The 21,646-nt window shown below is 68.3% G+C and carries 17 protein-coding genes; 9 read left to right on the top strand and 8 right to left on the bottom strand.

Annotated elements, in window-relative coordinates; genetic code table 11:
• Positions 1–128: 128 nt before the first annotated feature.
• Positions 129–3,770 carry a chromosome segregation protein SMC gene (gene smc / locus JOD27_RS19695; protein ID WP_204763686.1) on the top strand — a complete coding sequence of 1,214 codons (3,642 nt, stop codon included), beginning with the start codon at positions 129–131 and terminating at the stop codon, positions 3,768–3,770.
• Between the two features lie 272 nt (positions 3,771–4,042).
• On the opposite strand, the gene JOD27_RS19690 is transcribed toward smc, so the two are convergent.
• The 3 genes from JOD27_RS19690 to JOD27_RS19680 form a co-directional block, all read right to left on the bottom strand.
• A complete protein-coding gene (locus JOD27_RS19690) occupies positions 4,043–4,756 on the bottom strand; it encodes a lysophospholipid acyltransferase family protein (protein WP_204763685.1) in 714 nt (237 codons plus the stop codon).
• A gap of 24 nt (positions 4,757–4,780) precedes the next feature.
• Positions 4,781–5,119: a hypothetical protein gene (locus JOD27_RS19685; RefSeq protein WP_204763684.1), complete on the bottom strand. Its 339-nt coding sequence runs from the start codon at positions 5,117–5,119 to the stop codon at positions 4,781–4,783.
• 75 nt (positions 5,120–5,194) lie between these two features.
• The gene (locus tag JOD27_RS19680) at positions 5,195–7,996 is read right to left on the bottom strand and encodes a tetratricopeptide repeat protein (protein ID WP_204763683.1); all 2,802 of its coding nucleotides are present in this window, start codon (positions 7,994–7,996) and stop codon (positions 5,195–5,197) included.
• A 66-nt stretch (positions 7,997–8,062) separates the two neighbouring features.
• On the opposite strand from JOD27_RS19680, the gene JOD27_RS19675 reads away from it, so the two are divergent.
• Positions 8,063–8,986, top strand: a complete 924-nt coding sequence (locus JOD27_RS19675; protein WP_204763682.1) for a GNAT family N-acetyltransferase — start codon at positions 8,063–8,065, stop codon at positions 8,984–8,986.
• Here JOD27_RS19675 and JOD27_RS19670 read toward each other — a convergent pair.
• Together JOD27_RS19670 and JOD27_RS19665 are read right to left on the bottom strand one after the other, a co-directional pair.
• Positions 8,936–10,495: a sodium:solute symporter gene (locus JOD27_RS19670; protein ID WP_204763681.1), complete on the bottom strand. Its 1,560-nt coding sequence runs from the start codon at positions 10,493–10,495 to the stop codon at positions 8,936–8,938. The two genes, JOD27_RS19675 and JOD27_RS19670, sit on opposite strands and share 51 nt — an antisense overlap.
• Positions 10,483–11,610, bottom strand: coding sequence for an anhydro-N-acetylmuramic acid kinase (locus JOD27_RS19665; protein ID WP_443673963.1), 1,128 nt, complete (start codon positions 11,608–11,610; stop codon positions 10,483–10,485). Before JOD27_RS19665 ends, JOD27_RS19670 begins: the two co-directional genes overlap by 13 nt.
• Before the next feature lie 114 nt (positions 11,611–11,724).
• Here JOD27_RS19665 and ftsY point away from each other — a divergent pair, with 114 nt between their 5' ends.
• The gene (gene ftsY, locus JOD27_RS19660; RefSeq protein ID WP_204763680.1) at positions 11,725–12,978 is read left to right on the top strand and encodes a signal recognition particle-docking protein FtsY; all 1,254 of its coding nucleotides are present in this window, start codon (positions 11,725–11,727) and stop codon (positions 12,976–12,978) included.
• A 301-nt stretch (positions 12,979–13,279) separates the two neighbouring features.
• Here the strand turns inward: ftsY and JOD27_RS19655 are convergent, their stop codons facing one another.
• Positions 13,280–14,020 (bottom strand): IclR family transcriptional regulator, encoded by a 741-nt coding sequence (locus tag JOD27_RS19655; protein WP_204763679.1) that lies wholly within the window; start codon positions 14,018–14,020, stop codon positions 13,280–13,282.
• Between the two features lie 76 nt (positions 14,021–14,096).
• On the opposite strand from JOD27_RS19655, the gene aceB reads away from it, so the two are divergent.
• The 4 genes from aceB (at position 14,097) to JOD27_RS19635 (ending at position 18,625) form a co-directional block, all read left to right on the top strand.
• Positions 14,097–15,581 carry a malate synthase A gene (aceB, locus tag JOD27_RS19650; protein ID WP_307830217.1) on the top strand — a complete coding sequence of 495 codons (1,485 nt, stop codon included), beginning with the start codon at positions 14,097–14,099 and terminating at the stop codon, positions 15,579–15,581.
• Positions 15,581–16,750: a DUF6986 family protein gene (locus JOD27_RS19645; protein ID WP_204763678.1), complete on the top strand. Its 1,170-nt coding sequence runs from the start codon at positions 15,581–15,583 to the stop codon at positions 16,748–16,750. The genes aceB and JOD27_RS19645 overlap by 1 nt, the downstream gene beginning before the upstream one ends.
• A 75-nt stretch (positions 16,751–16,825) precedes the next feature.
• Entirely contained in the window at positions 16,826–17,293 is a 468-nt protein-coding gene (locus tag JOD27_RS19640; protein WP_204763677.1) for an Imm1 family immunity protein, read from the top strand.
• A 30-nt stretch (positions 17,294–17,323) separates the two neighbouring features.
• Entirely contained in the window at positions 17,324–18,625 is a 1,302-nt protein-coding gene (locus JOD27_RS19635; RefSeq protein ID WP_204763676.1) for an FAD-dependent oxidoreductase, read from the top strand.
• Here JOD27_RS19635 and pucL read toward each other — a convergent pair.
• The gene (gene pucL, locus JOD27_RS19630) at positions 18,552–19,430 is read right to left on the bottom strand and encodes a factor-independent urate hydroxylase (protein ID WP_204763675.1); all 879 of its coding nucleotides are present in this window, start codon (positions 19,428–19,430) and stop codon (positions 18,552–18,554) included. The genes JOD27_RS19635 and pucL overlap by 74 nt on opposite strands.
• Positions 19,431–19,435: 5 nt before the next feature.
• Positions 19,436–19,957 (bottom strand): 2-oxo-4-hydroxy-4-carboxy-5-ureidoimidazoline decarboxylase, encoded by a 522-nt coding sequence (uraD, locus tag JOD27_RS19625; protein ID WP_307830216.1) that lies wholly within the window; start codon positions 19,955–19,957, stop codon positions 19,436–19,438.
• A gap of 85 nt (positions 19,958–20,042) precedes the next feature.
• On the opposite strand from uraD, the gene JOD27_RS19620 reads away from it, so the two are divergent.
• On the top strand, positions 20,043–20,789 hold the full coding sequence (locus JOD27_RS19620) for a hydroxypyruvate isomerase family protein (RefSeq protein ID WP_204763673.1): 747 nt from the start codon (positions 20,043–20,045) through the stop codon (positions 20,787–20,789).
• A complete protein-coding gene (locus JOD27_RS19615; RefSeq protein WP_204763672.1) occupies positions 20,786–21,643 on the top strand; it encodes an NAD(P)-dependent oxidoreductase in 858 nt (285 codons plus the stop codon). Before JOD27_RS19620 ends, JOD27_RS19615 begins: the two co-directional genes overlap by 4 nt.
• The last annotated feature ends 3 nt before the right edge of the window (positions 21,644–21,646 follow it).

The following is a 21,646-nucleotide window of genomic DNA, read 5'->3' as shown; positions in this document are numbered from 1 at the left end:
CGTCTTCCGGTGTTCAGCAGGGCGCCTCGCGGCACCGGCCCCGCGCCCCCGACGGTCACAGCACTTGGACGCGCAGGTCACGGCCTGCCTCACGCATCCAACGCAAGCGTTTGGGTACTCTGCCCCGCGTGCATCTCAAGAGCCTGACGCTGAAGGGCTTCAAGTCCTTCGCCTCGGCTACCACGCTGCGCTTCGAGCCCGGCATCACGTGTGTGGTCGGCCCCAACGGGTCCGGCAAGTCCAACGTGCTCGACGCGCTGCGCTGGGTGATGGGCACGCAGGGTGCCAAGGACCTGCGCGGCGGCAAGATGGAGGACGTCATCTTCGCCGGCACGTCCGGCCGCGCGCCGCTCGGTCGCGCCGAGGTGACGCTCACGATCGACAACTCCGACGGCGTGCTGCCGATCGAGTACACCGAGGTGTCGATCACCCGCCGAATGTTCCGCGAGGGCGCCACCGAGTACGAGATCAACGGCAACTCGTGCCGCCTGATGGACATCCAGGAGCTGCTCTCGGACTCCGGCATCGGCCGCGAGATGCACGTGATCGTCGGTCAGGGTCAGCTCGCCGCGATCCTCGAGTCCAAGCCGGAGGAACGGCGCGCGTTCGTCGAAGAGGCCGCCGGTGTCCTCAAGCACCGCAAGCGCAAGGAAAAGGCGCTGCGCAAGCTGGAGGCGATGCAGGCGAACCTGACGCGCCTCACCGACCTCACGGCGGAACTGCGCCGTCAGCTCAAGCCGCTGGGCAAACAGGCCGAGATCGCTCGCCGCGCCCAGGTCGTGCAGTCCGAGCTGCGGGACTCCAAGCTGCGCCTGCTCGCGGACGACCTCGTCACGCAGCGGGAAGCCATCGCGCAGGAGGAACACGACGAGGCGAAGGCCCGCGAGCGCCGCGCCGAGGTCGAGAAGTCGTTGCAGGCCGCGCAGTACCAGCAGAACGAGCTGGAGGAGCGTGTCGCGGCGGACACCCCGAAGCTGCAGGCGGCGCAGGATACCTGGTACCGGCTGTCCGCTTTGGAGGAACGCCTCCGCGGCACGGTCCGCCTCGCCGCCGAACGCGCGCGGCACCTGTCCGCCGAGCTGGACGCGCCGTCGCGTGGCCGTGACCCCGACGACCTCGAACGTGAGGCCGAGGAGACCGCCGCGATGGAGCTGGAGCTCCAGGAGGGCGTGACCGAGGCGCGCATCGCGTTGGCCGAGGCCGTCGAGACGCGGTCCGAGCTGGAGCGCATGGTCTCGCAGGCGGAGAAGGCGCACATCGCGGCCGTCCGCGCGATCGCCGACCGCCGGGAGGGCCTCGCACGGCTCTCCGGTCAGGTGGAAGCGTTGCGCAGCAAGACGAACGCGACCGCCGAGGAGATCGAACGGCTGTCAGTGACGCTCGCGGAGGCCACCGAACGCGTCGAGTTCGCGTCGATGGAACTGGCCGAGGCGCGCGAGATCACCGGCACCGAGGACGAGGACGACCAGGACCTCGACGAACGCCACCGCCAGGCCGTGCAGGCCAACGACCAGGCGAGGCAGCGCGTCGAGGAGCTGGTCAAGGCCGAACGCACCGCTGAACGCGACATCGCGTCGTGGCGTGCTCGTGTCGATGCGTTGTCTTTGGGCCTGACCCGCAAGGACGGCGCGGGCGCGCTGCTCGCGTCCGACGTGCCGGGTCTGCTGGGGTCGGTCGCGGCGTTGCTGACGGTCGAACCGGGTTACGAGGTGGCGATGGCCGCCGCGCTGGGCCCGATCGCGGACGCCGTCGCGGTGTCGTCCGGTGAAGGCGCGCTGCAGGCCCTGAAGATGTTGAAGGAGAAGGACGCCGGACGCGCGGGTGTGCTGATCGGCTCCCCTGGGTCCACTGTGGACACCTCTGCCTGGGGTCAGCTGCCCTACGGTGCGCGGTGGGCGATCGACGTCGTGCACGCCCCCGAGGCGTTGCGCCCGGCGCTGGCGCGCGCGCTGGATCGCCTTGCGGTGGTTGACGATCTGGACACCGCGGCGCGGCTGAACGTCCGTGCGGTGACCCGTGACGGCGACATCTTCGGCACGGACTGGGCGATCGGTGGTTCGTCCGGCCAGGGCCAGAGCGTCATCGAGGTGCAGGCGGCCGTCGACGAGGCCAAGGAGCAGCTGGCGACGGCGGAACGCGCGCTGGAGCACGCGTCCGCGGCGCTGGAAGGCGCACGTGCCGAGCAGCAGGCCCGCCGCAAGGTGCTCGACGCGGTCAAGGAGGCCATGCAGGAGGCCAAGGTCCGCCAGGCCCGCTCCGGCGAGCGGCTGAACCGCATGGTCGCGGCGGTGCGGTCGGCGGAGGCCGAGGTCAACCGCATCGCCGAGCAGCGCGCCAAGGTCGAGCGGTCGCGCGAGGAAGCCCTGCTGAAGCTGGGCGAGCTCGAAGAGCGGCTGCTGATGGCCGAGGAGGAGCAGACCCTCGAGGACGAGCCGGACACCGAGCAGCGCGACGCGCTGGCCGCCGAGCTCGCGTCCGCGCGTCAGGCCGAGATGGACGCCCGCCTGGTGCAGCGCACGGCCGAGGAACGCGCACGGGCGATGCAGGGCAAGGCGGACGGCCTGCGCCGTGCCGCACGTGCCGAACGCGAGGCCCGCGAACGCCACGCCCGCGCGACGGCCCACCGTGCGCGCGGCGCCCAGGTGGCGAAGGCCGTCGTGCGCGGCGGCGAGCAGGCGCTGGAACGCATCGAGATCTCACTGGCCCGCGCCGCCCGTGAGCGCGACCAGGCCCAGGAACGCCGCACGCAGCACGAGCTCCTGCTGACCCAGGTGCGCAACCTGGTGCGCGAGATGTCCGGCGAGCTGGAGAAGCTCGTCGACGCCGTGCACCGCGACGAGGTCCTGCGCGCCGAGCAGCGCATGCGCATCGAACAGCTCGAGACCAAGATCGCCGAGGACTTCGGCATCGGCCTCGACGACCTGGTCGCCGAGTACGGGCCCGACTGCCCGGTGCCCCCGTCGGCCCAGGAGATGGCCGAGTACGAGGCCGCCAAGGAACGCGGCGAGCAGGTCTCCGAGCCGCAGCCGATGCCGTACGACCGCGACACGCAGGCCCGCCGCGCCAAGCGCGCCGAACGCGACCTCTCGTTGCTCGGCAAGGTCAACCCGCTGGCCCTGGAGGAGTTCGCCGCGCTGGAGGAGCGCTACAAGTTCCTCTCCACCCAGCTCGAGGACATCAAGGACACCCGCCGCGACCTGCTCACCGTCGTGAAGGAGGTCGACGACAAGATCCTCGAGGTCTTCACGTCGGCCTACGAGGACGTGGCGCGCGAGTTCGAGATCGTCTTCAAGGTCCTGTTCCCCGGCGGCGAGGGACGCCTGGTGCTGACCGAGCCCGAGGACATGCTGACCACCGGCATCGAGCTGGAGGCCCGCCCGCCCGGCAAGAAGGTCAAGCGCCTGTCGCTGCTCTCCGGTGGCGAGAAGTCGCTGGCCGCCGTCGCGATGCTGGTCGCGATCTTCCGTGCCCGCCCCTCACCCTTCTACGTGATGGACGAGGTCGAGGCGGCGCTGGACGACACGAACCTGCACCGCCTGATCGGCCTGTTCCAGCAGCTTCGCGACCGGTCGCAGCTGCTGATCATCACGCACCAGAAGCCGACCATGGAGATCGCGGACGCGCTCTACGGCGTCTCGATGCGCGGTGACGGCATCTCGCAGGTGATCTCGCAGCGGCTGCGCACCCGTGGCGACGAGTCGGCGGCGTCGAAGGAACCGGCTGCCGCGGAACCGGCGGAGAGTTCGGCCGAGGAGCACGCCGCGCCGTGAGCCGCGCGGTGCACGTGATGCATCTCGGCGTCTGAGGGGTGCGAAGAGGGCGGTCGGAGCGGTGCCTGGGGGGCTTAGACCAACCCCGACCGCGGCCTCTTGCCTCAGCCGCGTTCCGCCCGGTGACCTTCCTCTTCGGGGAGGTCCCCCACATCACCGTGCGGACGCGGCCGGCGCCCGAAGGGGTGAAGTCCCCCAGTTCAACCTCACCTCTTCAGGTGCGCACGGACCACTCTGCCCGACCGCCCTTGTGAAAACCTTGTATCGCCAGGTCAGCGCCCGCTCGCATCCAGTTTCGCCGCCTCTTCCGGCGTGGGCGCGCTGCCACCGAGGTGCGCCGGCGCCCACCACGCGCCCGGCTCGTTGGGGTAGGAGGCCTGCGCGGTGTCGAGCAGCTCCTGCATCCGCTTGCGCAGCAACGCGTCGCCGGAGTCTCCGGGGGAGGGCTCGAACGGCTCGCCGATGAGGATGGTGATCGGCACGTGCCGCTGCGTGAGGTTCTTGGGCCGGCCCTTGGTCCACAGCCGCTGGGTACCCCACAGCGCCATCGGGACGAGCGGCACGCCGGCCTCGTGCGCCAGGCGGTTCGCGCCGGACTTGATGCCCTTGACCGTGAACGACCGGCTGATCGTGGCCTCGGGGAAGATCCCGACGACCTCGCCGGTGCGGAGCGCGGACAGGGCCTGCTGGAAGGAGGCCTGGCCCGCGCTCCGGTCGACGGGGATGTGGTGCATGCCGCGCATGAGCGGGCCTGCGATCTTGTTGGCGAAGATCTCGTGCTTCGCCATGAACCGCGTGAGGCGCCCCGAAGGACGCGCGCCATAGCCCGCGAAGATGAAGTCGAGGTAGCTGACGTGGTTGGACGCCAGCACCGCTCCTCCCGTGCGCGGGACGTGGTGCGCCCCTTCGACGGTGATCCGCAGATCGAGCAGCTTGAACATGAGCTTGGCTGCGGCGATCACCGGGGGATAAACGCGATCCGACATGCTTCCGAACGGTAGCCGGAAAAGCTACTGACCGGTAGCGGCCCCTTCGTGTTCTCGGATGACCTTCGGCACTCCCGCCAGGTCCTCGTCGTTGCACAGCAGCTTGAGGTCGTAGTACGGGTTGCCGTGGGTGTCGTCGTAGTCGAGATGAACTGCGATGACGTCCACAGGCTCGCCCAGCCACTCCTGCGTCTGCCGCAACCACGCGGCCGCCCGCTCGAGTGCGGTGGGCAGATCATCGTCACGGAATTCGACCGGCCGGTACGGAACACCCTGGACGCCGTCCCGGTTGTTCGTCGGCAAGGGCAGGTCGACGGCCACCCCGGTTTCGTTGAGATCGAGTTGGATCGTTTCCTCACTCACTGTAGAAGAGTCCCCCACCCTGACCAGCCCTGCAAGCCCGAATCTGGGTGGCTTCCCGGTCGTGTGAGGCGTACCTCAGGTGGATCTCCGCAGAAACGCGATGTCGCGCTTCAGCTTCGTGATCTGGTCGTGGGTGGGCATGAGCCTGCGCGACAGGGCCGCCAGCAACTGCTCCAGCTCGTCGATCGCGCCCTCGACGTCCCCGGTCTGGTACCGCAGATCGGCAAGCAGCTGCCTGGTCTCCACCGTGTTGTTTTGCTCGGGGCCGAGCACGCGGTCCTGGTCGCGCAGCAGGGGTTCGCAGACGCGGATGGCCTTGGCGAACTGCCCTGCGGCGCCGAGCACCTTCGCCAGGCTCAGGCGGACGCCGAGGGTGCGCAGATGGTCGGCGCCGAGGACGTCTGCGTGGTCCCCGACGAGTGTCGTGAACTCGATGGTCGCTCGCTTGAGATCACCCGCGTGAGCTCTGGCGTGGGCCAGGTTGATTCGCGTTGTCAGCGTTTCCGGGTGCCGCGCGCCGAGCAGGCGGCTCTCCTGCTCGGTGACCTGTTCGAACTCGCGGATCGCGCCGGCCGGATCGCCTGCACTCAGCAGGCTCATCGCCAGGTTGTGCCGGGTGGTCAGAGTGTCGGGGTGCTCGGCGCCGAGCACCGCTCGCTGGTCGGTCACGAGCTCCTCCAGTTCTCGGGCGGAGCTGAGGGGATCGCCTGCCGTCCTGCGCAGGCTCGCGAGGTCGTTGCGGCTGGAGAGAGTGATCGGATGCCGTGGACCCAGCACCTTCAAGCAGTCGCGCACCAGGAGTTGCTGCTCCTCCATCGCCTCTTCGAGGTCGCCCGTCTCGGCTCGCCAGTAAGCGAGCCTGCCCCGAGTGAGGAGGGTGTACGGATGGACAGGGCCGATGATGCGGCTGCGAACTTCCACCAGTTCTTCGAACCCTCTGACGGCTGCCTGCACGGAGCCCGCGTACCCGCGCGCGTCCGCGAGGTTGTGGCGCGTGACGAGCGTGTTCGGGTGTTCGGCTCCGAGGATGCGAGTCTCGTCGGCGAGCAGCGCTTCGTAGTCTGCCACCGCTCCCGACACGTCCATCGCCTGGCTCTTGCAGGTCGCCAGGTTGTTCCGGATGACGAGGGTCTCTGGATGATCTTTGCCCAGAACCGCGATCTGGTCGGACAGCAGCTGCTCGTACTCACACCTCGCCGCGGCGAGGTCCAGCGCCTGCATCCTGCACTGAGCCAGGTTGGAGCGAGAGACCAGCGTCTCGTGTGCGTCTTCGCCGAGGATCCGGGTCTGAACCACGAGCAAGTCCTCGAGGTCCTTTGTGGCGCCGTCGATGTCACCTGACACGAGCCGCCGTATCGCGCGTTTGTTCCTCAACACCAGCGTGACGGCGTCGTCCGCTCCCAGCACGCGGAGGCAGTCGTCCAACAGCCTGCCGAACTCCTCGAGAGATCCGGCCACGTCCCCTGCTTCCCCTTGCCAGGTGGTCATGTTGACCCGAGCGGCGAGGACGTAGTAGTTGTCGCTTCCCAGCCGCGGTATCGCAAGGTCGAGCAGGCGCTCGTAATGCAGGCGTGCTTCGGTCACCAGCCCGGCCATGCCGAGGTGCTCCCCGTAGACGAACAGCAGCGGGTGGCAGTCAGGTCCGACGAGTTCAGGCAGTGCCACTGCGGTGACTGCGGACGCGTTGGCGCGCAAGGAAGGCAGCAAAGGGGCGTTGCCTTCGTGGGCTGGCCACAGAGCGTGCAGTGAGTCAGCGGCCGTCTGGGCGGTCGCGCGAAGGTCTTCCGCAGGCAGATCGTCACGGGTCGCGCGTTGGACCAGGGCGTGCACGGTGCCCGACTCGATCAGGCTGAGGCGTTGCAGGCAGTGCAGTGCGTCTGCGGCGGCTTCTGCGTCGACCTCATGGCCGGACACCTCGGCCAGCCTCGCGGTGACCGGCGGACTCGTGAGCACTTCCACGGGGATGCCGTTGGGGTCCAGCAGGGAGGCGATCTGCAGCAGCGGCTTTGCGAGGCCGGCGGGCGTGAGCGAGTTCGCCAGCTCGATCGACAGCGACCACGTGACGTCGATCGTGGCCTGGTGGTCGTCGGGCAGGGCGGACGGCTCCGGCACGAGCACGCTGAGTTTCCGGCGCTGGTCGCGGAAACGGGTGACGTAGGCGGCACACGTCAGGTCGCGGTCGACGAGGTAGGCCACCGCCTGGGCGAGAGCCAGCGGAAGGTGTCCGAGGACGGCCGCGAGTTCGGCGGAGCCACCGCTCAACTCGGGGTGGGCGGCCAGTTTGGCGTCGAGGTAGGCCTGGGACTGCTCGGGCGTGAAGACCTTGATGTCGACGAGTGCCGAGTCGGTGCGAGCGAGTGCGGAGTCCGTGCGGCGGGTGGTCACCACGGTCTGGCCGGTGTCGGTGAGGGGCGGCCACAGGTCCCGCAGCACGGACGGGTCGGCGACGTCGTCCAGGACGATCAGCCAGCGGCGCGGAGTGGTCTGGAGCCACGACAGGATCACGGTGTCCGCGTCGGAGGTCGCGATCTGGAGGCGTTCGGCGGCTTCAGCGTAGGCGGCCACGACGGCTTCGCGGCTGGTGGCGGTGATCCACACGACCAGGTCGACGCCGGGGTCCTGCCGCGCCGCGCGGGCGAGGTGGGCCGCGGTCTGGGTCTTGCCGACGCCGCCCATGCCTCGGAACAGGGTGAGACCAGGCGAAACGGGTGCCGGGCGGTCCTGGTAGCAGTCGGCCTGCCGGGGCACCACGCCCACGTGCACCGGCCAGGACACCCCTGGTGACGTGCCCAGATGGACGTCGCCCCGCACGTGGCCGATCTGGGTGGCGGATCCGTGGACCGTGCCGGAGATCGACGAGCGCGCCTGGACGGACATCCGCGCCATTTTACCTGGCGGAAAACTCCCTCGCGCCGAACCGTCGTGGGAGTAACCATTCCTTCCATGTACGACATCCGTTTCGCCGAACCTGGCGACCTCGGCGCCACGATGGCGCTGCTGGTCCGGCTCCAGGCCGACAACGCGCATCACATCGGGTACCTCGGTGAGACGTCCGAAGAGCTCCGGGCGGAGCTCGGCGAGTTCGAGCCCAGCTGGGCCGACTGCACGGTGGTGGCCGTCGACGCCGACGACAACATCACCGGCATGCTCAGCGTGGAGATCGATGCCGAGCTGCGTCGCGCGTGGCTGCACGGACCGTTCGTCGACGTACCGGTCAACCACCCCGCGGGCAGCCGCATCTGGGATCAGACCGCCGACGCGATGTTCCGGCGCGCCGCCGAGCTTCTCACCGGCATCACCGACCTCGAGCTCTACGGGCACACGGCCCACCGACGGCTCGCGGCGTTCGCCGAACGCCACGGCTTCTCAGCCGGGAAGGCGAGCGCCATCCACATACTGGACAACGGGGAGCTGCGCACGTTGCTGCTGCGGGACGCGAAGTGCCCCAGCGAACGGGAGATGCGCGTCCTCCCCACCGACCGCTACGTGCACGAGGCCGTGGCCGTGCTGCACGAGCGATGTTTCCCGCGGACGTATCTGTCCGGCAAGCAACTCGTCGAATCCAAACCTCAGACCCGCACCGTCGTCGTCGCGATGGACGGCGAACGCGTCATCGGGTACGCGGCGGGCAAAGCCCAACCCGAGGAGTACTACATCGACTTCGTGGCCGTCGAACCCGATGTTCGCGGTCAGGGCGTGGGCGCTGCGTTGATCACCGAGCTGTTGTGGAAGCTCGCGGCGGACCACGGTGCACGACCGCAGGCCGCCGCGTCGATCTACTCGGGCAACGAGTCGTCGCAGAACATGTTCGCCCGCCTAGGCTTTCGTCTCCACGTCGAGCTGGTCGCCTACCGGCACACCGCTTGAGTGCCGCAACGACAACAACCCACCAACGAGCAGGGTGACCGCCACCCCCAGGGGCGTGTTCCACCAGCCGGTCAAGGACTTCCTGGTCGCGTCGGCCTTCGCGAAGTCGATCGTCGGTGTGCTGCCGGTGAACTTGACCCCGAGAATCACGAATCCGACGACCAGCACCGTCGTCACGAACGCGATGATCGCGTCCGCCTGCGAGGCACGCTTGAAGATGAGGCCGAGGAGGAAGGCCCCGAGCAGCGCGCCGTAGGTGTAGCCGGCGATGCCGAGCGCCTGCACCACGATCGGATCCGCCGTGGTCTTGTTCGAGGAGGCGAACAGACCCGCGCAGACGATCAGCAGTCCCGCCCACACCAGGGTCCAGATCCGCCCGTGGCGCAGGCGTTCCTCGTCGGTCATCGGGGTCTTGCGGACGCGTTCGTAGACGTCCGTGACCGTGCTGGAGGCCAAAGCGCCCAACGACGACGACAGCGCGGCCGCGAGGATGCCGGCGATCACGAAGCCGGAAAGGCCTGACGGCAGGTCGTTGACGATGAAGTGGGCGAAGAGCTCGTCCTTGTTGTTGAGCTTCAGGTCCTTCACCGGGTCGACGCCGTTGTAGAACGCCCACATCATCACGCCGATGAAGAGGAAGAACGCGAACTGCAGGAACACCACGAAGCCGGACGCGATCAACGCCTTCTGGGCTTCCTTCACGTTCCGCGTCGCCATCAGCCGTTGCACGATCAGCTGATCCGCGCCGTGCGAGGCCATCGACAGCAACGCGCCGCCGAAGAACGCCGCGATGAACGGGTAGGCGCCCGTCAACGGTGACGACGCGAAGTCGAAGAGCTGGAACTTGTTGGCATCAGCGGCTTTGCCGAGCCAGCCGTCGGGCAGCTGCCCGGCCAGCACCCAGACCACCACGACGCCGCCGAGGATGTACCAGAGCATCTGGATGGCGTCGACCCACACGACCGCGCGGGCACCGCCGAAGAAGCTGTAGAACACCATCGCGATGCCGAGCGCCACGACGATCGCCCAGTACGACGCCGTGATCCCGTACTCGGCCAGCACGACCTTGATCGGGATGGCCGTCGCGAAGAGCCGGATGCCGTCCGCGAGCAGCCGGGTGAAGAGGAACGTCACGGACGCGGTGGCGCGCATGCCGTTGCCGTAGCGCCGGCCCAGGAACGCGTAGGCCGTGACGAGATCACCCGCGATGTAGCGCGGCAGCAGCACGAAGCTGACGATGATCCGGCCGACGATGTAGCCGAGCGCGAGCGTCAGGTACGTCATGCCGCCCTGCGCGGGTGTCGCCATGTAGGCGATCACCGGCACGCTCAGGACCGTGAGCGTCGACGTCTCCGCGGACACGACCGACAGGCAGACCACCCACCACGAGATGCGGCTCTCGCTGACGAAGTAGTCGGTGGACGACTTCTGCCTGCCGCCGATCCACGTGCCGAGCAACGGCATGCCGACGAGGAACAGGGCGATGATCGCGAGATCTAGAGCGCGCATTTCGGTTCCCCCACTTTGAGCTTGGTCACGGCGGTGGTGACGGGCTCCGGCAGCCTCAACGGCCCGTCGCCGGGCGTGATGCTCCCGAGCAGCCGCGGCCCGGACGCACCGGTCGCGGACGGTGTGTTGCCCGCGATCCCGTGCCACGTCAGGAATCCGAGCAGTGCGGCGAGGTAGGCCTCCTTGCCGTCGCGCGGCAGGCCCAGCGAGTCGCTGATCTTCAACGGGATCGGGTCGAGCGCTTTCGCGAGCGCCTCGACGAGCACGGGGTTGCGCATGCCGCCACCGGACGCGACGACGGTGCTGGCGTCGTGGGCGCGGCAGGCGTCGGCGATGCTGCGGGCGGTCACCTCGACGAGGGTGCGCAGCATGTCCTCGGCCGGAACCGTCGGAAAGCCCTGCAGGTACTCGGCGTTGAAGTGCTCCTTGCCCGTCGACTTGGGCCAGGGCTTCGCGTAGTACGGGTCGGCGAGCAGCTTCTTGAGGATGTCCTCCCGGACGGTCCCCCTGCGCGCGAACTCGCCGTTAGTGTCCTGGCGTCGCTGGCCGTTGGAGATGACCTCCATGACGGCGTCCATCAGCGCGTTGCCGGGGCCTGTGTCGTAGGCGATCGGCGGCGTTCCGGGCCGAACGACGGTGATGTTGGCGATGCCGCCGATGTTCAGCGCGACCGCAGGGGCGTCATCGGCCAGCCAGAGCGCGTCGAGGGTGCTCGCCAGCGGCGCTCCCTGACCGCCCGCGGCCACATCCCGGACCCGCAGGTCGGCGACGACGGGCACGCCGGTGCGTTCGGCGATCCACGCGGGCTGCCCGAGCTGCAGCGTGCCGAGGCAGTCGCCGTCCTGCACCTCGTGGTGGACGGTCTGCCCGAGCGAGGAGATCAGGTCCGCCGGCAGGTACCCGGCGGCGACTTCACCGAAAGCCTGCCCGAGCGACGTGTCGAAGGCGCACACTTCAGCGAGGTCCCGCGGTTTCTCCAGCAGGTCCTTGGGGAAGGGGTGCTCGGCGCACTGCACCGGCACGAGCTCGACGACGTCGCCGTTGATCGACAGGTCGGCGACGGCCACGTCGATGCCGTCCATCGACGTGCCGGAAATCAGTCCGATCACCCTCACGACGTGTGGTCTATTCCACACTGTGGCCGGGCGCAAGGGCTTTGGTGAAAACTTCGCCTAAATGAGCCATATGTGGTTGATGGGTCACATGACACCCTGTGAAACCATAAGCCCGTGTCGACGTCTTCCCTTGTCCTGATCCTCGTCGTCGTGGCGGTCGTGCTGATCGCCGCGCTGGTGACCGGTGTGGTGCTGACGCGTCGCCGTCGCATCAGCCTGACCCAGAAGGAGGAGGGCCCGCGCTCCGGCTACGAGGCCACGTCCGCGATCTCGCTGGCCCCGGCCAAGCCCGAGGTGGTCGAACCGGTCGAGCACCCGGTGGCCGAGCGCACGGAGGTCGACGGCCAGCCCGGTGTCGGCGACGACGCCTCCGTGCCGCGTGACTCGGTGAAGCGCGGCTTCGTCGAGGTCGACCTGCCGGAGGAGGCCTCCGAGGTCGAGGAGATCGAGCCGACCGAGGGACGCCTGGAGCGGCTGCGCGGCAAGCTGTCGAAGTCGCGCAACGCGTTCGGCTCGTCGTTGCTCGGCCTGCTGGGCGCCGGCGACCTGGACGAGGACTCGTGGCAGGACGTCGAGGACACGCTGCTGATCGCGGACCTCGGCGCCGCCACCACGACCGAGATCGTCGACACGCTGCGCACGAAGATCGCCGGGTCCGGCGTGCGCACCGAGGGCGAGGCCCAGGAACTGCTGCGCTCGGTGCTCGTCGACGCGCTGCACCCGTCGATGGACCGGTCGTTGAAGGCGCTGCCGCACTCCGGCAAGCCCGCCGTGCTGCTCGTGGTCGGGGTCAACGGCGTCGGCAAGACGACCACCACCGGCAAGCTCGCGCGCGTCCTGGTGGCTGATGGGCGCACGGTGCTGCTGGGGGCCGCAGACACGTTCCGTGCGGCCGCTGCCGACCAGTTGGAGACCTGGGGCAAGCGGGTCGGTGCGGAGACCGTGCGCGGGCCTGAGGGCGGGGATCCGGCGTCGGTTGCCTTCGACGCGGTCAAGCGCGGGATGGAAGCCGGGGTCGACACGGTGCTGATCGACACGGCTGGGCGGCTGCACACCAAGGTCGGGCTGATGGACGAGCTCGGCAAGGTCAAGCGCGTGGTCGAGAAGCAGGCAGTGGTGGATGAGGTGCTGCTCGTGCTTGATGCGACCACTGGGCAGAACGGGCTGACCCAGGCTCGGGTGTTCGCTGAGCAGGTCGACATCACCGGGATCGTGCTGACGAAGCTGGACGGGACTGCCAAGGGTGGGATCGTGTTCCAGGTGCAGCGGGAGCTTGGGGTGCCGGTGAAGTTGGTCGGGCTCGGCGAGGGTGCTGACCATCTGGCGCCGTTCGAGCCGGGCGCCTTTGTGGACGCGCTGCTCGGCTGATCTTGTCGGACCCCGTGCGTACGTCGAGATGCGGGGTTCCCAGCTCGGGGGCAGGGCCCCGGCAAAGTCGCCCTGCTGGGCTTGGCGTCTGCAAGTACCACCAACTCTTGATCGAATCGCCGCCAGCTACACCCAACTGGTTCGTCCTCTGGCGGATCTTCGGTGCGCTGGGGCGGCCGATGCACCGCGAGTTGGCGGTGGAAAAGTGCTGGTTGATCTTGAGTTGGTGGTACTTGCAGACGCCGTCAGCCAGCTGGACACGACTTTGCCGACACCCTGCCAGCTCGGGGGTACCCCTGCGTCAGCTTGCCCGGTCCGCGAGCCTCTTCGCCACCGCCTGCACCTCCGGCAGGATCCGTGACACGGCGTCCTTGGTGAGCCGTCCCTCCGGGCCCGACACCGACACCGCCGCCAGCGTCGGACCGCCGACCACCGGCACCGCGATGCACCGGACCCCGAGCTCCTGCTCGGACTCGTCCAGCGCGTACCCGCGTTCGGAGATCTCGTCCAGCGCGTCCAGCAGCTCGGACGCATCCGTGATCGTGTTCGGCGTGTAGGCGGGCAGCCCGGTGCGGTCCAGCAGCGACCGGACCTCGTCGCGCGGCAGTTGCGACAGCATCGCCTTGCCCACGCCGGTGCCGTGTGGCAGCAGGCGGCGGCCCACCTCCGTGAACATGCGCATCGAGTGCTTCGACGGCACCTGCGCCACGTAGACGACCTCGTCGCCGTCCAGGACGGCGAGATTCGCCGTTTCCTCCACCGAGTCCACGAGCTGCGCCAGGTAGGGGCGCGCCCAGGTGCCGTACTGGCGGGAGGCGGTCTCGCCCAGGCGGATCAGGCGGGAGCCCAGGGTGTAGCGCCGGTTGCTGTTCTGGCGCACATAGCCCAGCGTGACAAGGGTGCGAATGAGCCGATGGATCGTGGGCAGGGGTAGGCCGGAGGTCGTCGCGAGCTCGGAGAGCGACGCCTCTCCGCCCGCGTCGGCCAGGCGTTCCAGCAGGTCGAAGGCTCTTTGCAGGGACTGCACGCCACCAGTGGACACGTGCGGCTCCTCTCATTGCAGTTCCGCAATGCAAAAACTATAGTCCACACAGCAAAACCTAGAGAGGTGGATCCAGGTGCAGGTCCTGACCGAAGAGGCTCTTGAGTTCGTCGCGAAGCTGCACGAGGCGCACGCCGCGCGCCGGGACGAGCTGCTCGCCCTGCGCAAGGAGCGGCGCCCTCTCGGGTTTCTGGCGGAGACGGAGCACGTCCGCGACGGCGAGTGGCAGGTGGCCGAGGCGCCCGAGCCGCTGCGGGATCGGCGCGTCGAGATCACCGGGCCCACCGAGCGCAAGATGACGATCAACGCGCTCAACTCCGGCGCCAAGGTGTGGCTCGCGGACCTCGAGGACGCGAACACGCCGCACTGGGACAACGTCGTGCAGGGGCAGGTCAACCTCTACGAGGCGGCGCGCGAGACGATCGAGTACACCTCGCCGGAGGGCAAGGAGTACCGGCTCAAGGGCGGGCCGTACCCGACGATCGTCGTGCGGCCGCGCGGGTGGCACCTCGACGAGCGCAACCTCCAGTTCGGCGGCAAGAACGCCGTCGGCGCGCTGGTCGACTTCGGGCTGCACTTCTTCCACAACGCCGAGCTGGGCAGGCCCTACTACTACCTGCCGAAGATGGAGTCGCACCTCGAGGCGCGCCTGTGGAACGACGTGTTCACCACGGCGCAGAAGCTGCTCGGTGTTCCGTACGGCACGATCCGGGCGACGGTGCTCATCGAGACGATTCCCGCCGCGTTCCAGATGGAGGAGATCCTCTACGAGCTGCGCGACCACGCGTCGGGGCTCAACGCCGGGCGGTGGGACTACCTGTTCAGCGTCATCAAGTACTTCCGGGACGCGGGCGCGGACTACGTGCTGCCTGACCGCAACAGCGTGACGATGACGGCGCCGTTCATGCGCGCGTACACCGAGCTTCTGGTGAAGACGTGTCACAAGCGCGGGGCGTTCGCCATGGGTGGCATGGCCGCGTTCATCCCGAACCGGCGCGACCCGGAGGTCACGGAGAACGCGCTGCGCAAGGTTCGTGAGGACAAGACGCGCGAGGCGAACGACGGCTTCGACGGCTCGTGGGTGGCGCACCCGGACCTGGTGCCGATCTGCCGCGAGATCTTCGACGGCGTGCTCGGCGACAAGCCGAACCAGATCGACAAGCAGCGGCCGGAGGTCAGCGTCACGGCCGAGCAGCTGCTGGACTTCAAGTCGGCCGGTGGCGCGGCGACGCGGGCGGGACTGGAAAGCGCCGTCGACGTCGGCGTGCGGTACATCGCGTCGTGGCTGGGCGGCAACGGGGCGGCGGCGATCCACAACCTGATGGAGGACGCGGCCACCGCGGAGATCAGCAGGTCGCAGATCTGGCAGTGGATCAACAACAAGGTCGTGCTCGACGACGGCACGCAGGTCACCGCCGACGCCGTGCGGGAAGTCCTGGCACGCGTCGGAAAGGAGCTCGAAGGCCCGCACGTCGCGGCCGCCGTCGAGCTGTTCGAGCAGGTCGCGTTGTCCGAGGACTTCGTCGACTTCCTGACCCTGCCGGCGTACGAGCGCATCTGATGTACCGGACATCGCTGTCACCCGACGACGTCGCGCGGGTGACCGCGCGATTGTCCACTGTGGAACGCAGCTGGCCGGTGGGCCGCCAGCCCGTGCACACGTGCTACGTGCCCGCCGGTCGGATCATCGCGACGACGGTCGGCGACTGGGGCCGCGAGGCGCTGCGGTCGATCGAACCGGACCTGCTGCCGGACCTGCCCGACGGCGTGCTCGACCGCGTGCGGGCGAAGCTCGTCCGTGAGCCCGTCGAGGACCTGCGCATCGACTTCGAGGACGGCTACGGCGCGCCCGAGGACGACGTCGAGGACATGGACGCCGAGAGCACGGCGCACCTCGTGTCCCGCTGGCTGGAGGAGGGCAGCGCGCCGCCGTCGTTCGGCGTGCGCATCAAGTCGTTCGACTCCAAGGCCTTGCGCGAGCGCGGGCTGCGCACCTTGGACATCTTCCTGACAGCACTGGGAGAGGTTCCGCCAGGTTTCGTGATCACCTTCCCGAAGGTGACATCTGCCGACCAGGTCGAGGTGTTCGGTGAGGTGCTCGACCTCTTCGGGAAGGATCTGAGGTTCGAGATCCAGGTCGAGACCACACAGTCCATTGTGGACCACAAAGGCAGGCTCGCGATCCCGAGGTTCATCGAGGCGGGCAAGGGCCGGGTGACAGGTCTGCACTTCGGCACCTACGACTACACCGCGGGCTGCGGACTCTCCGCGGCGCAGCAACACCTGGCGCACGGCGCGTGCGACTTCGCGCGGCACGTCATGCAGGTTTCCGCTGCTGGGACCGGGGTCCGGCTGTCCGACGGCTCCACCAACGTGCTGCCCGTAGGCGACCAGAAGCAGCACGGCTGGGACACGCACTACCGGCTGGTGCGGCGATCACTGGAGCACGGTTTCTACCAGGGTTGGGATCTGCACCCGGTACAACTGGTGACACGTTATGCGGCCGTTTACGCCTTCTACCGCGAGGGTTTGGCCGCCGACGCCAGCCGTTTGAAGTCCTATGTGCAGCGCGTCTCAGGAGGTGTGCTGGACGAACCGGCGACCGCCCAAGCGTTGTCGTCCTTCTTCCTCCGAGCGGTGGACTGCGGTGCGCTCGATCCGGTGGAAGTGCAGGTCGCGACAGGTCTGGATGAGTCAGCACTGAGAGACCTCGCAACCCGATCAGGCTGACCGGGTCATCACCCGTTCGTGTGGTTCTGTCAATGGGTGTCGAATGTTCCCGGCAATGGGTGCAGGGTGACTCGCATGAGCATGCGTGCTGGTCTCTGGACCGGGCTACCCGACCTCGACGCGGCGGAGCACAAATATCAGGTCGTCGCGTGCGCAGCGGATGTGGACACGTTGATCGGCCTGCTCGCGAGGCCCGAGTGCAACGACGGATCGCTCGACCACTTCGGCAGGCCGCTGACCGCCGAGGGCGACCCGGACCACAACGTGGTGCTCGCCGTGCGGGGCGGGTGGGGCTACATGTACTACGTCGACAACGCGTTCATGGGCTGGCCGAAGGGATCGGACGAGGCGCCCTACGTCAACGAGAAGTACACGGACTTCCCGCCTGGCGTCGGTGTGCCGCTGGAGCTGTACAAGCAGCTGATCATCGAGTTCATGACGACCGGTGAGCGGCCCACCGGGGTGGACTGGTACTGCGAGGCGGATCTGTTCCACTCGTGGCGGGATCAGCAGATGTCGTTGCGCGGAACCGAAAACCGCTGACTCCCGGCAGACGCCTGGTTCAATGGCTTCATGAAGGCCGTGGTGATCGGTGGGGGAATCGCCGGCTTGTTGGCGGCTCGGGTGTTGACCGAGTCGTTCGACGACGTGGTGGTCTTGGAGCGCGACAAGCTGTCCGGCCAGCCCGAGTACCGGGCGGGAGTACCGCAGGGCAGGCATGTGCACGGGTTGCTCGTGCGCGGCGGCGAGATCATGGAGGGGCTGTTTCCCGGCCTGTACGACGAGCTCGTGCAGGCGGGTGCGCACCTGATGGACGCCGGGGAGATGCGGATTCTCAACCCGCTGGGGTGGGTGGCCTCGACACGGACCGGGCTGCCGCTGCTGGTGGCGAGCAGGCCGTTGCTGGAGACGCACGTCCGGCGGCGGGTCACCGCGAAGATCATGGACGACGTGCACGTCACCGGGTTGTCGTTCTGCGGCTCCACTGTGGACGGTGTGCTGACGGGGGACGGGCGGGTCGACGCGGAGCTCGTGGTGGACGCGTCCGGGCGCTCGTCGAAGTTGCCGAAGTGGCTGGCCGAGGCGGGGATCGTGGTGCCGGAGCCGGACGAGGTCGACTCGCGGACCGGGTACGCGACCCGGATCTACACGGCGCCGAAGGACTTTCCCGTCGTGGTGGCCGAGTCGCTGGCCTCGCCGCACACCCCGCGTGGCGGCATCGTCATGCGCATCGAGGGGGATCGGTTGATGGTCACGGCGCAGGGGGCCGGTGGTGATCACCCGCCGCGGGATCCGGAGGGGTTCCAGCGGTTCCTCGACTCGTTGCGCGGGCCCATCGCCGGGATGCTCGCGGACGCCGAACCCCTCACACCCGCGTACCTGTTCGCGCGGACGGCCAGTCGTCGCTTCGCGTTCGAGCGGACGCCGGGGTGGCCCGGTGGGCTGGTGGCGGTCGGGGACGCGGTGTGCGTGTTCAACCCCGTGTACGGGCAGGGGATGACGGTGGCCGCGATGGCCGCGTTGGTGTTCCGGAGGCACGCCGACTTCAGTGCCAAGGGGTGCAGGGACTTCCAGCGGAAGGTCGCGAAGACGGCGGAGAGCGCGTGGGTGCTGTCCAGCAACGCCGACGAGGGCTGGGTGGACGGTGCCCACGCGCCGCCTGGGCCGTTCAAGCGCGCGTTCGGCTGGTACCTGAAGAAGTGGCAGGTCGCGCTCGTACACGATCAGGACGTGTTCCGGCGGTTCGTGCGCGTCGTGCACATGGTGGACTCGCCTGCCGCTCTCCTGAATCCCGTGGTGTTCAGAAGGCTGGCAAAGTACTCCAGGCCAGACCGGCGTCCGGGGCGTCGTCCCGCAGTACCGAACCCTCGATGAGGCCGTACGGGCGGTCGGCGGCGTAGAAGACCTCGTTGTCGTTCTCCAGGCCGAACGGGCTGAGGTCCACCGGGAAGTGGTGCTTGTTCGGCATGGAGAGCCGCACCTCGGCCACCTCCGGGCGGGCGTTCAGCACGGCCTCGCCCATCGCGTAGAGCGTCTGCTGCAACGACAGGGAGTGCTTGTCCGCGAACGTCTTCAGCATGATCGAGCGGATCTCGGTGAACGACTTCGCCCAGTCCACGTCAGTGCCGACGTAGCGCCAGCGCGCGGTCACCGACGTCGCCAGGATGCGGTCGTTGGTCTCCTTCAGCGTCGTGTACGGGTCCTTCGGGTAGCCGTGGAACTCCGAACCGGTCGACTTCAGCACCACCAGGTCACGCACGCCGGACACGACCCACGCCTGGGAGCCCTCGATAGTCACGGCAGTGGTGCGCTTCTCGTCCGAGCCGCGCACGAACGAGTGGTCGTGGCCGTCGATGCGCTCCCAGCCGTGCTCGTCGATCAACACCCGAGCGCCGGTGATCGCCTCCTGCGACGAGACGAAGTGACGGCCGAGGCGCAGCGCGAAGTCCTCGATCTCACCGACCGGGGCTTCCTTGGCGAACGCGTAGACGGTGTTCTTCTGCGTGTCGGTCGCGAGCACCTTGGCGTTGTCGCCGGTGAGGTGCGTGTCGGCGAGGTCGCCGCGCAGCGACGTGCTGACCGTCAGGTCCTTGATCGTGTGCACGGAACCGTTGCGCGACACCGTGACGAGGCGGTTCTCCGCCTTGCCGTACTGGTTGGGACCCAGGACGATGGCCATGTTGTTCAGCTCCCGATCAGCTTCTGCAGCCGCAAGGCGGCGATCTTCGCGAGTTCGTCGTTGACGACGCGGAGCTCGACATCCGGCGGGTTGTCCATTCGTGAGGACAGGTTGTCGAGCATCTCCGCACCGCTCAGGCCGGTCGCGCACACCAGGTAGATGTGCCCGAACCGATCCTCGTACGCGGCGTTCGCAGCCGCCAGGCGATCAGCCTGCGAGCTGTCCACACCGGACTGTTCGGACCGCGACCACGTCGCCGACACCCCACCTGTCTTCTGTCGTTCGCCGATGCGCGGGTGCCCGGCGATGGCTCCGAGCACCTCCTCGTCGGAAAGTCCTTGTGCGGCAACGTGAGAAGCCGCGAGGAGTGCATCCATCGACGCGTACGGCCTGCCTGCCACTATCGCGTCGACCCAGCGGGGTACCGCGAGGCACTCGGTGAGCAGAGGTCGCAGTTCGGCCTCCGGGGCGCTGTTGAAGCTGTCCACGGCTCTCCAAGTTTCTGTATCGCGGAATCCAGTTTCCACATTCTTGACCGCAGCCAAGTGAGATGTCTAGTCTCTCCGTAGAGTGAAATTAAACTTCCGCATTGTGGAAGGACTGAGCATAGAGATGTTCGACGCAAACCTGTCCATGCTCTTCACGGAACTGCCGTTGCTGGAGCGCCCGGCCGCCGCGCGGGCCGCAGGGTTCGACGCGGTCGAGATCTGGTGGCCCTTCGCGGACGCCGTACCGGAGACGCGCGAGATCGAGGCGTTCGAGAGCGCCATCGAGGACGCCGGTGTGCGCCTGGTCGGCCTCAACTTCTACGCGGGCGACATGCCGGCGGGCGACCGCGGCCTCGCGAGCTGGCAGGGCCGGGAGACCGAGTTCCGGACGAACGTCGAGGTCACCGTCGCCATCGCGGCCCGCCTCGGCTGCCGCACGCTCAACGCGCTGCACGGCAACTTCGAGACCACCGCGCAGACCATCTCCAACTACCGCTTCGCCGCCGACGTCGCGGCCGAGGCCGGCGCGCAGATCGTGGTCGAACCGCTGAGCGGCGCGCCGAAGTACCCGATCAAGACCACCCACCAGGCGTTCGAGCTCATAGACGAGATCGACCGCGGCAACGTGAAGCTGCTCGCCGACCTCTACCACCTCGCCACGAACGGCGACGACCTCGACACCCTCGCCGACCACGTCGACCGCATCGGTCACGTGCAGATCGCCGACGCTCCCGGACGCGGTGAGCCCGGCACCGGCGAGCTCGACCTCTTCGGGCATCTCGCCAAGCTCCGCGCCAACGGCTACACGGGCTTCGTCGGCGCCGAGTACAAGCCCGTCACCCACTCCTTCGCTTGGAGGGGCAACGCATGACCAGGATCGGTTTCATCGGACTCGGCATCATGGGCAGCCCGATGGCGGCTCACCTCGTAGCCGCCGGGCACGATGTGACGGGCTTCGACCTCAGCTCGGCGTCCTTGGAAAAGCTCGTCGCCAACGGTGGCAAAGCCGCATCGTCAGCGCAGGAGGCTGTGAGCGGCGCCGAGGTCGTCATCACGATGCTGCCGAACCACCCGCAGGTCGAGGCGGTCATCAACGAGGTGACGTTCGACGACGGCACGTTGCTGATCGACATGAGCACGATCCGCCCGTCCACGTCGATCGAGATCGCGCGCAAGCTCTCCCACGTCCGCGTGCTCGACGCGCCCGTGTCAGGCGGCCAGACCGGTGCCCTGCAGGCGTCCCTCAGCATCATGGTCGGAGGCGAGGAAGCAGACTTCGCCGCCGCCAGGCCGTTCCTGGAGGTCGTCGGCAAGACGATCGTCCACGTCGGACCGCACGGTGCGGGCCAGGTCGTGAAGGCCGCGAACCAGCTGATGGTCGGTGGCATCTACGCGCTGGTCGCCGAGGCGATCGTGTTGCTGGAGGCGTCCGGCGTCGACCCGAAGGCGGGCCTGGACGTGCTCGCGGGCGGCCTCGCGGCCAACCGGATCCTGGACCTCAAGCGCGAGACCATGATCGCGCGCGAGTTCCAACCCGGCTTCCGGATCGACCTGCACCACAAGGACATGGGCATCGCGCTGGACGCGGCACGCGCCGCCGACGTCGCGCTGCCGGTCACCAACCAGATCGCCGCACTGGTCGCGGCGGCCCGCGCGCAGGGTTACGGCTCGCTCGACCACTCCGCGCTGCTCAAGGTCATCGAGAACTTCGCGGGAAGGGCCTGACAC

This window comes from Lentzea nigeriaca (assembly GCF_016907955.1).
Taxonomy (GTDB): Bacteria; Actinomycetota; Actinomycetes; order Mycobacteriales; family Pseudonocardiaceae; genus Lentzea; species Lentzea nigeriaca.
Note: the sequence above shows the minus strand (reverse complement) of the source record. Positions and strands in the feature narration are given on the sequence as shown.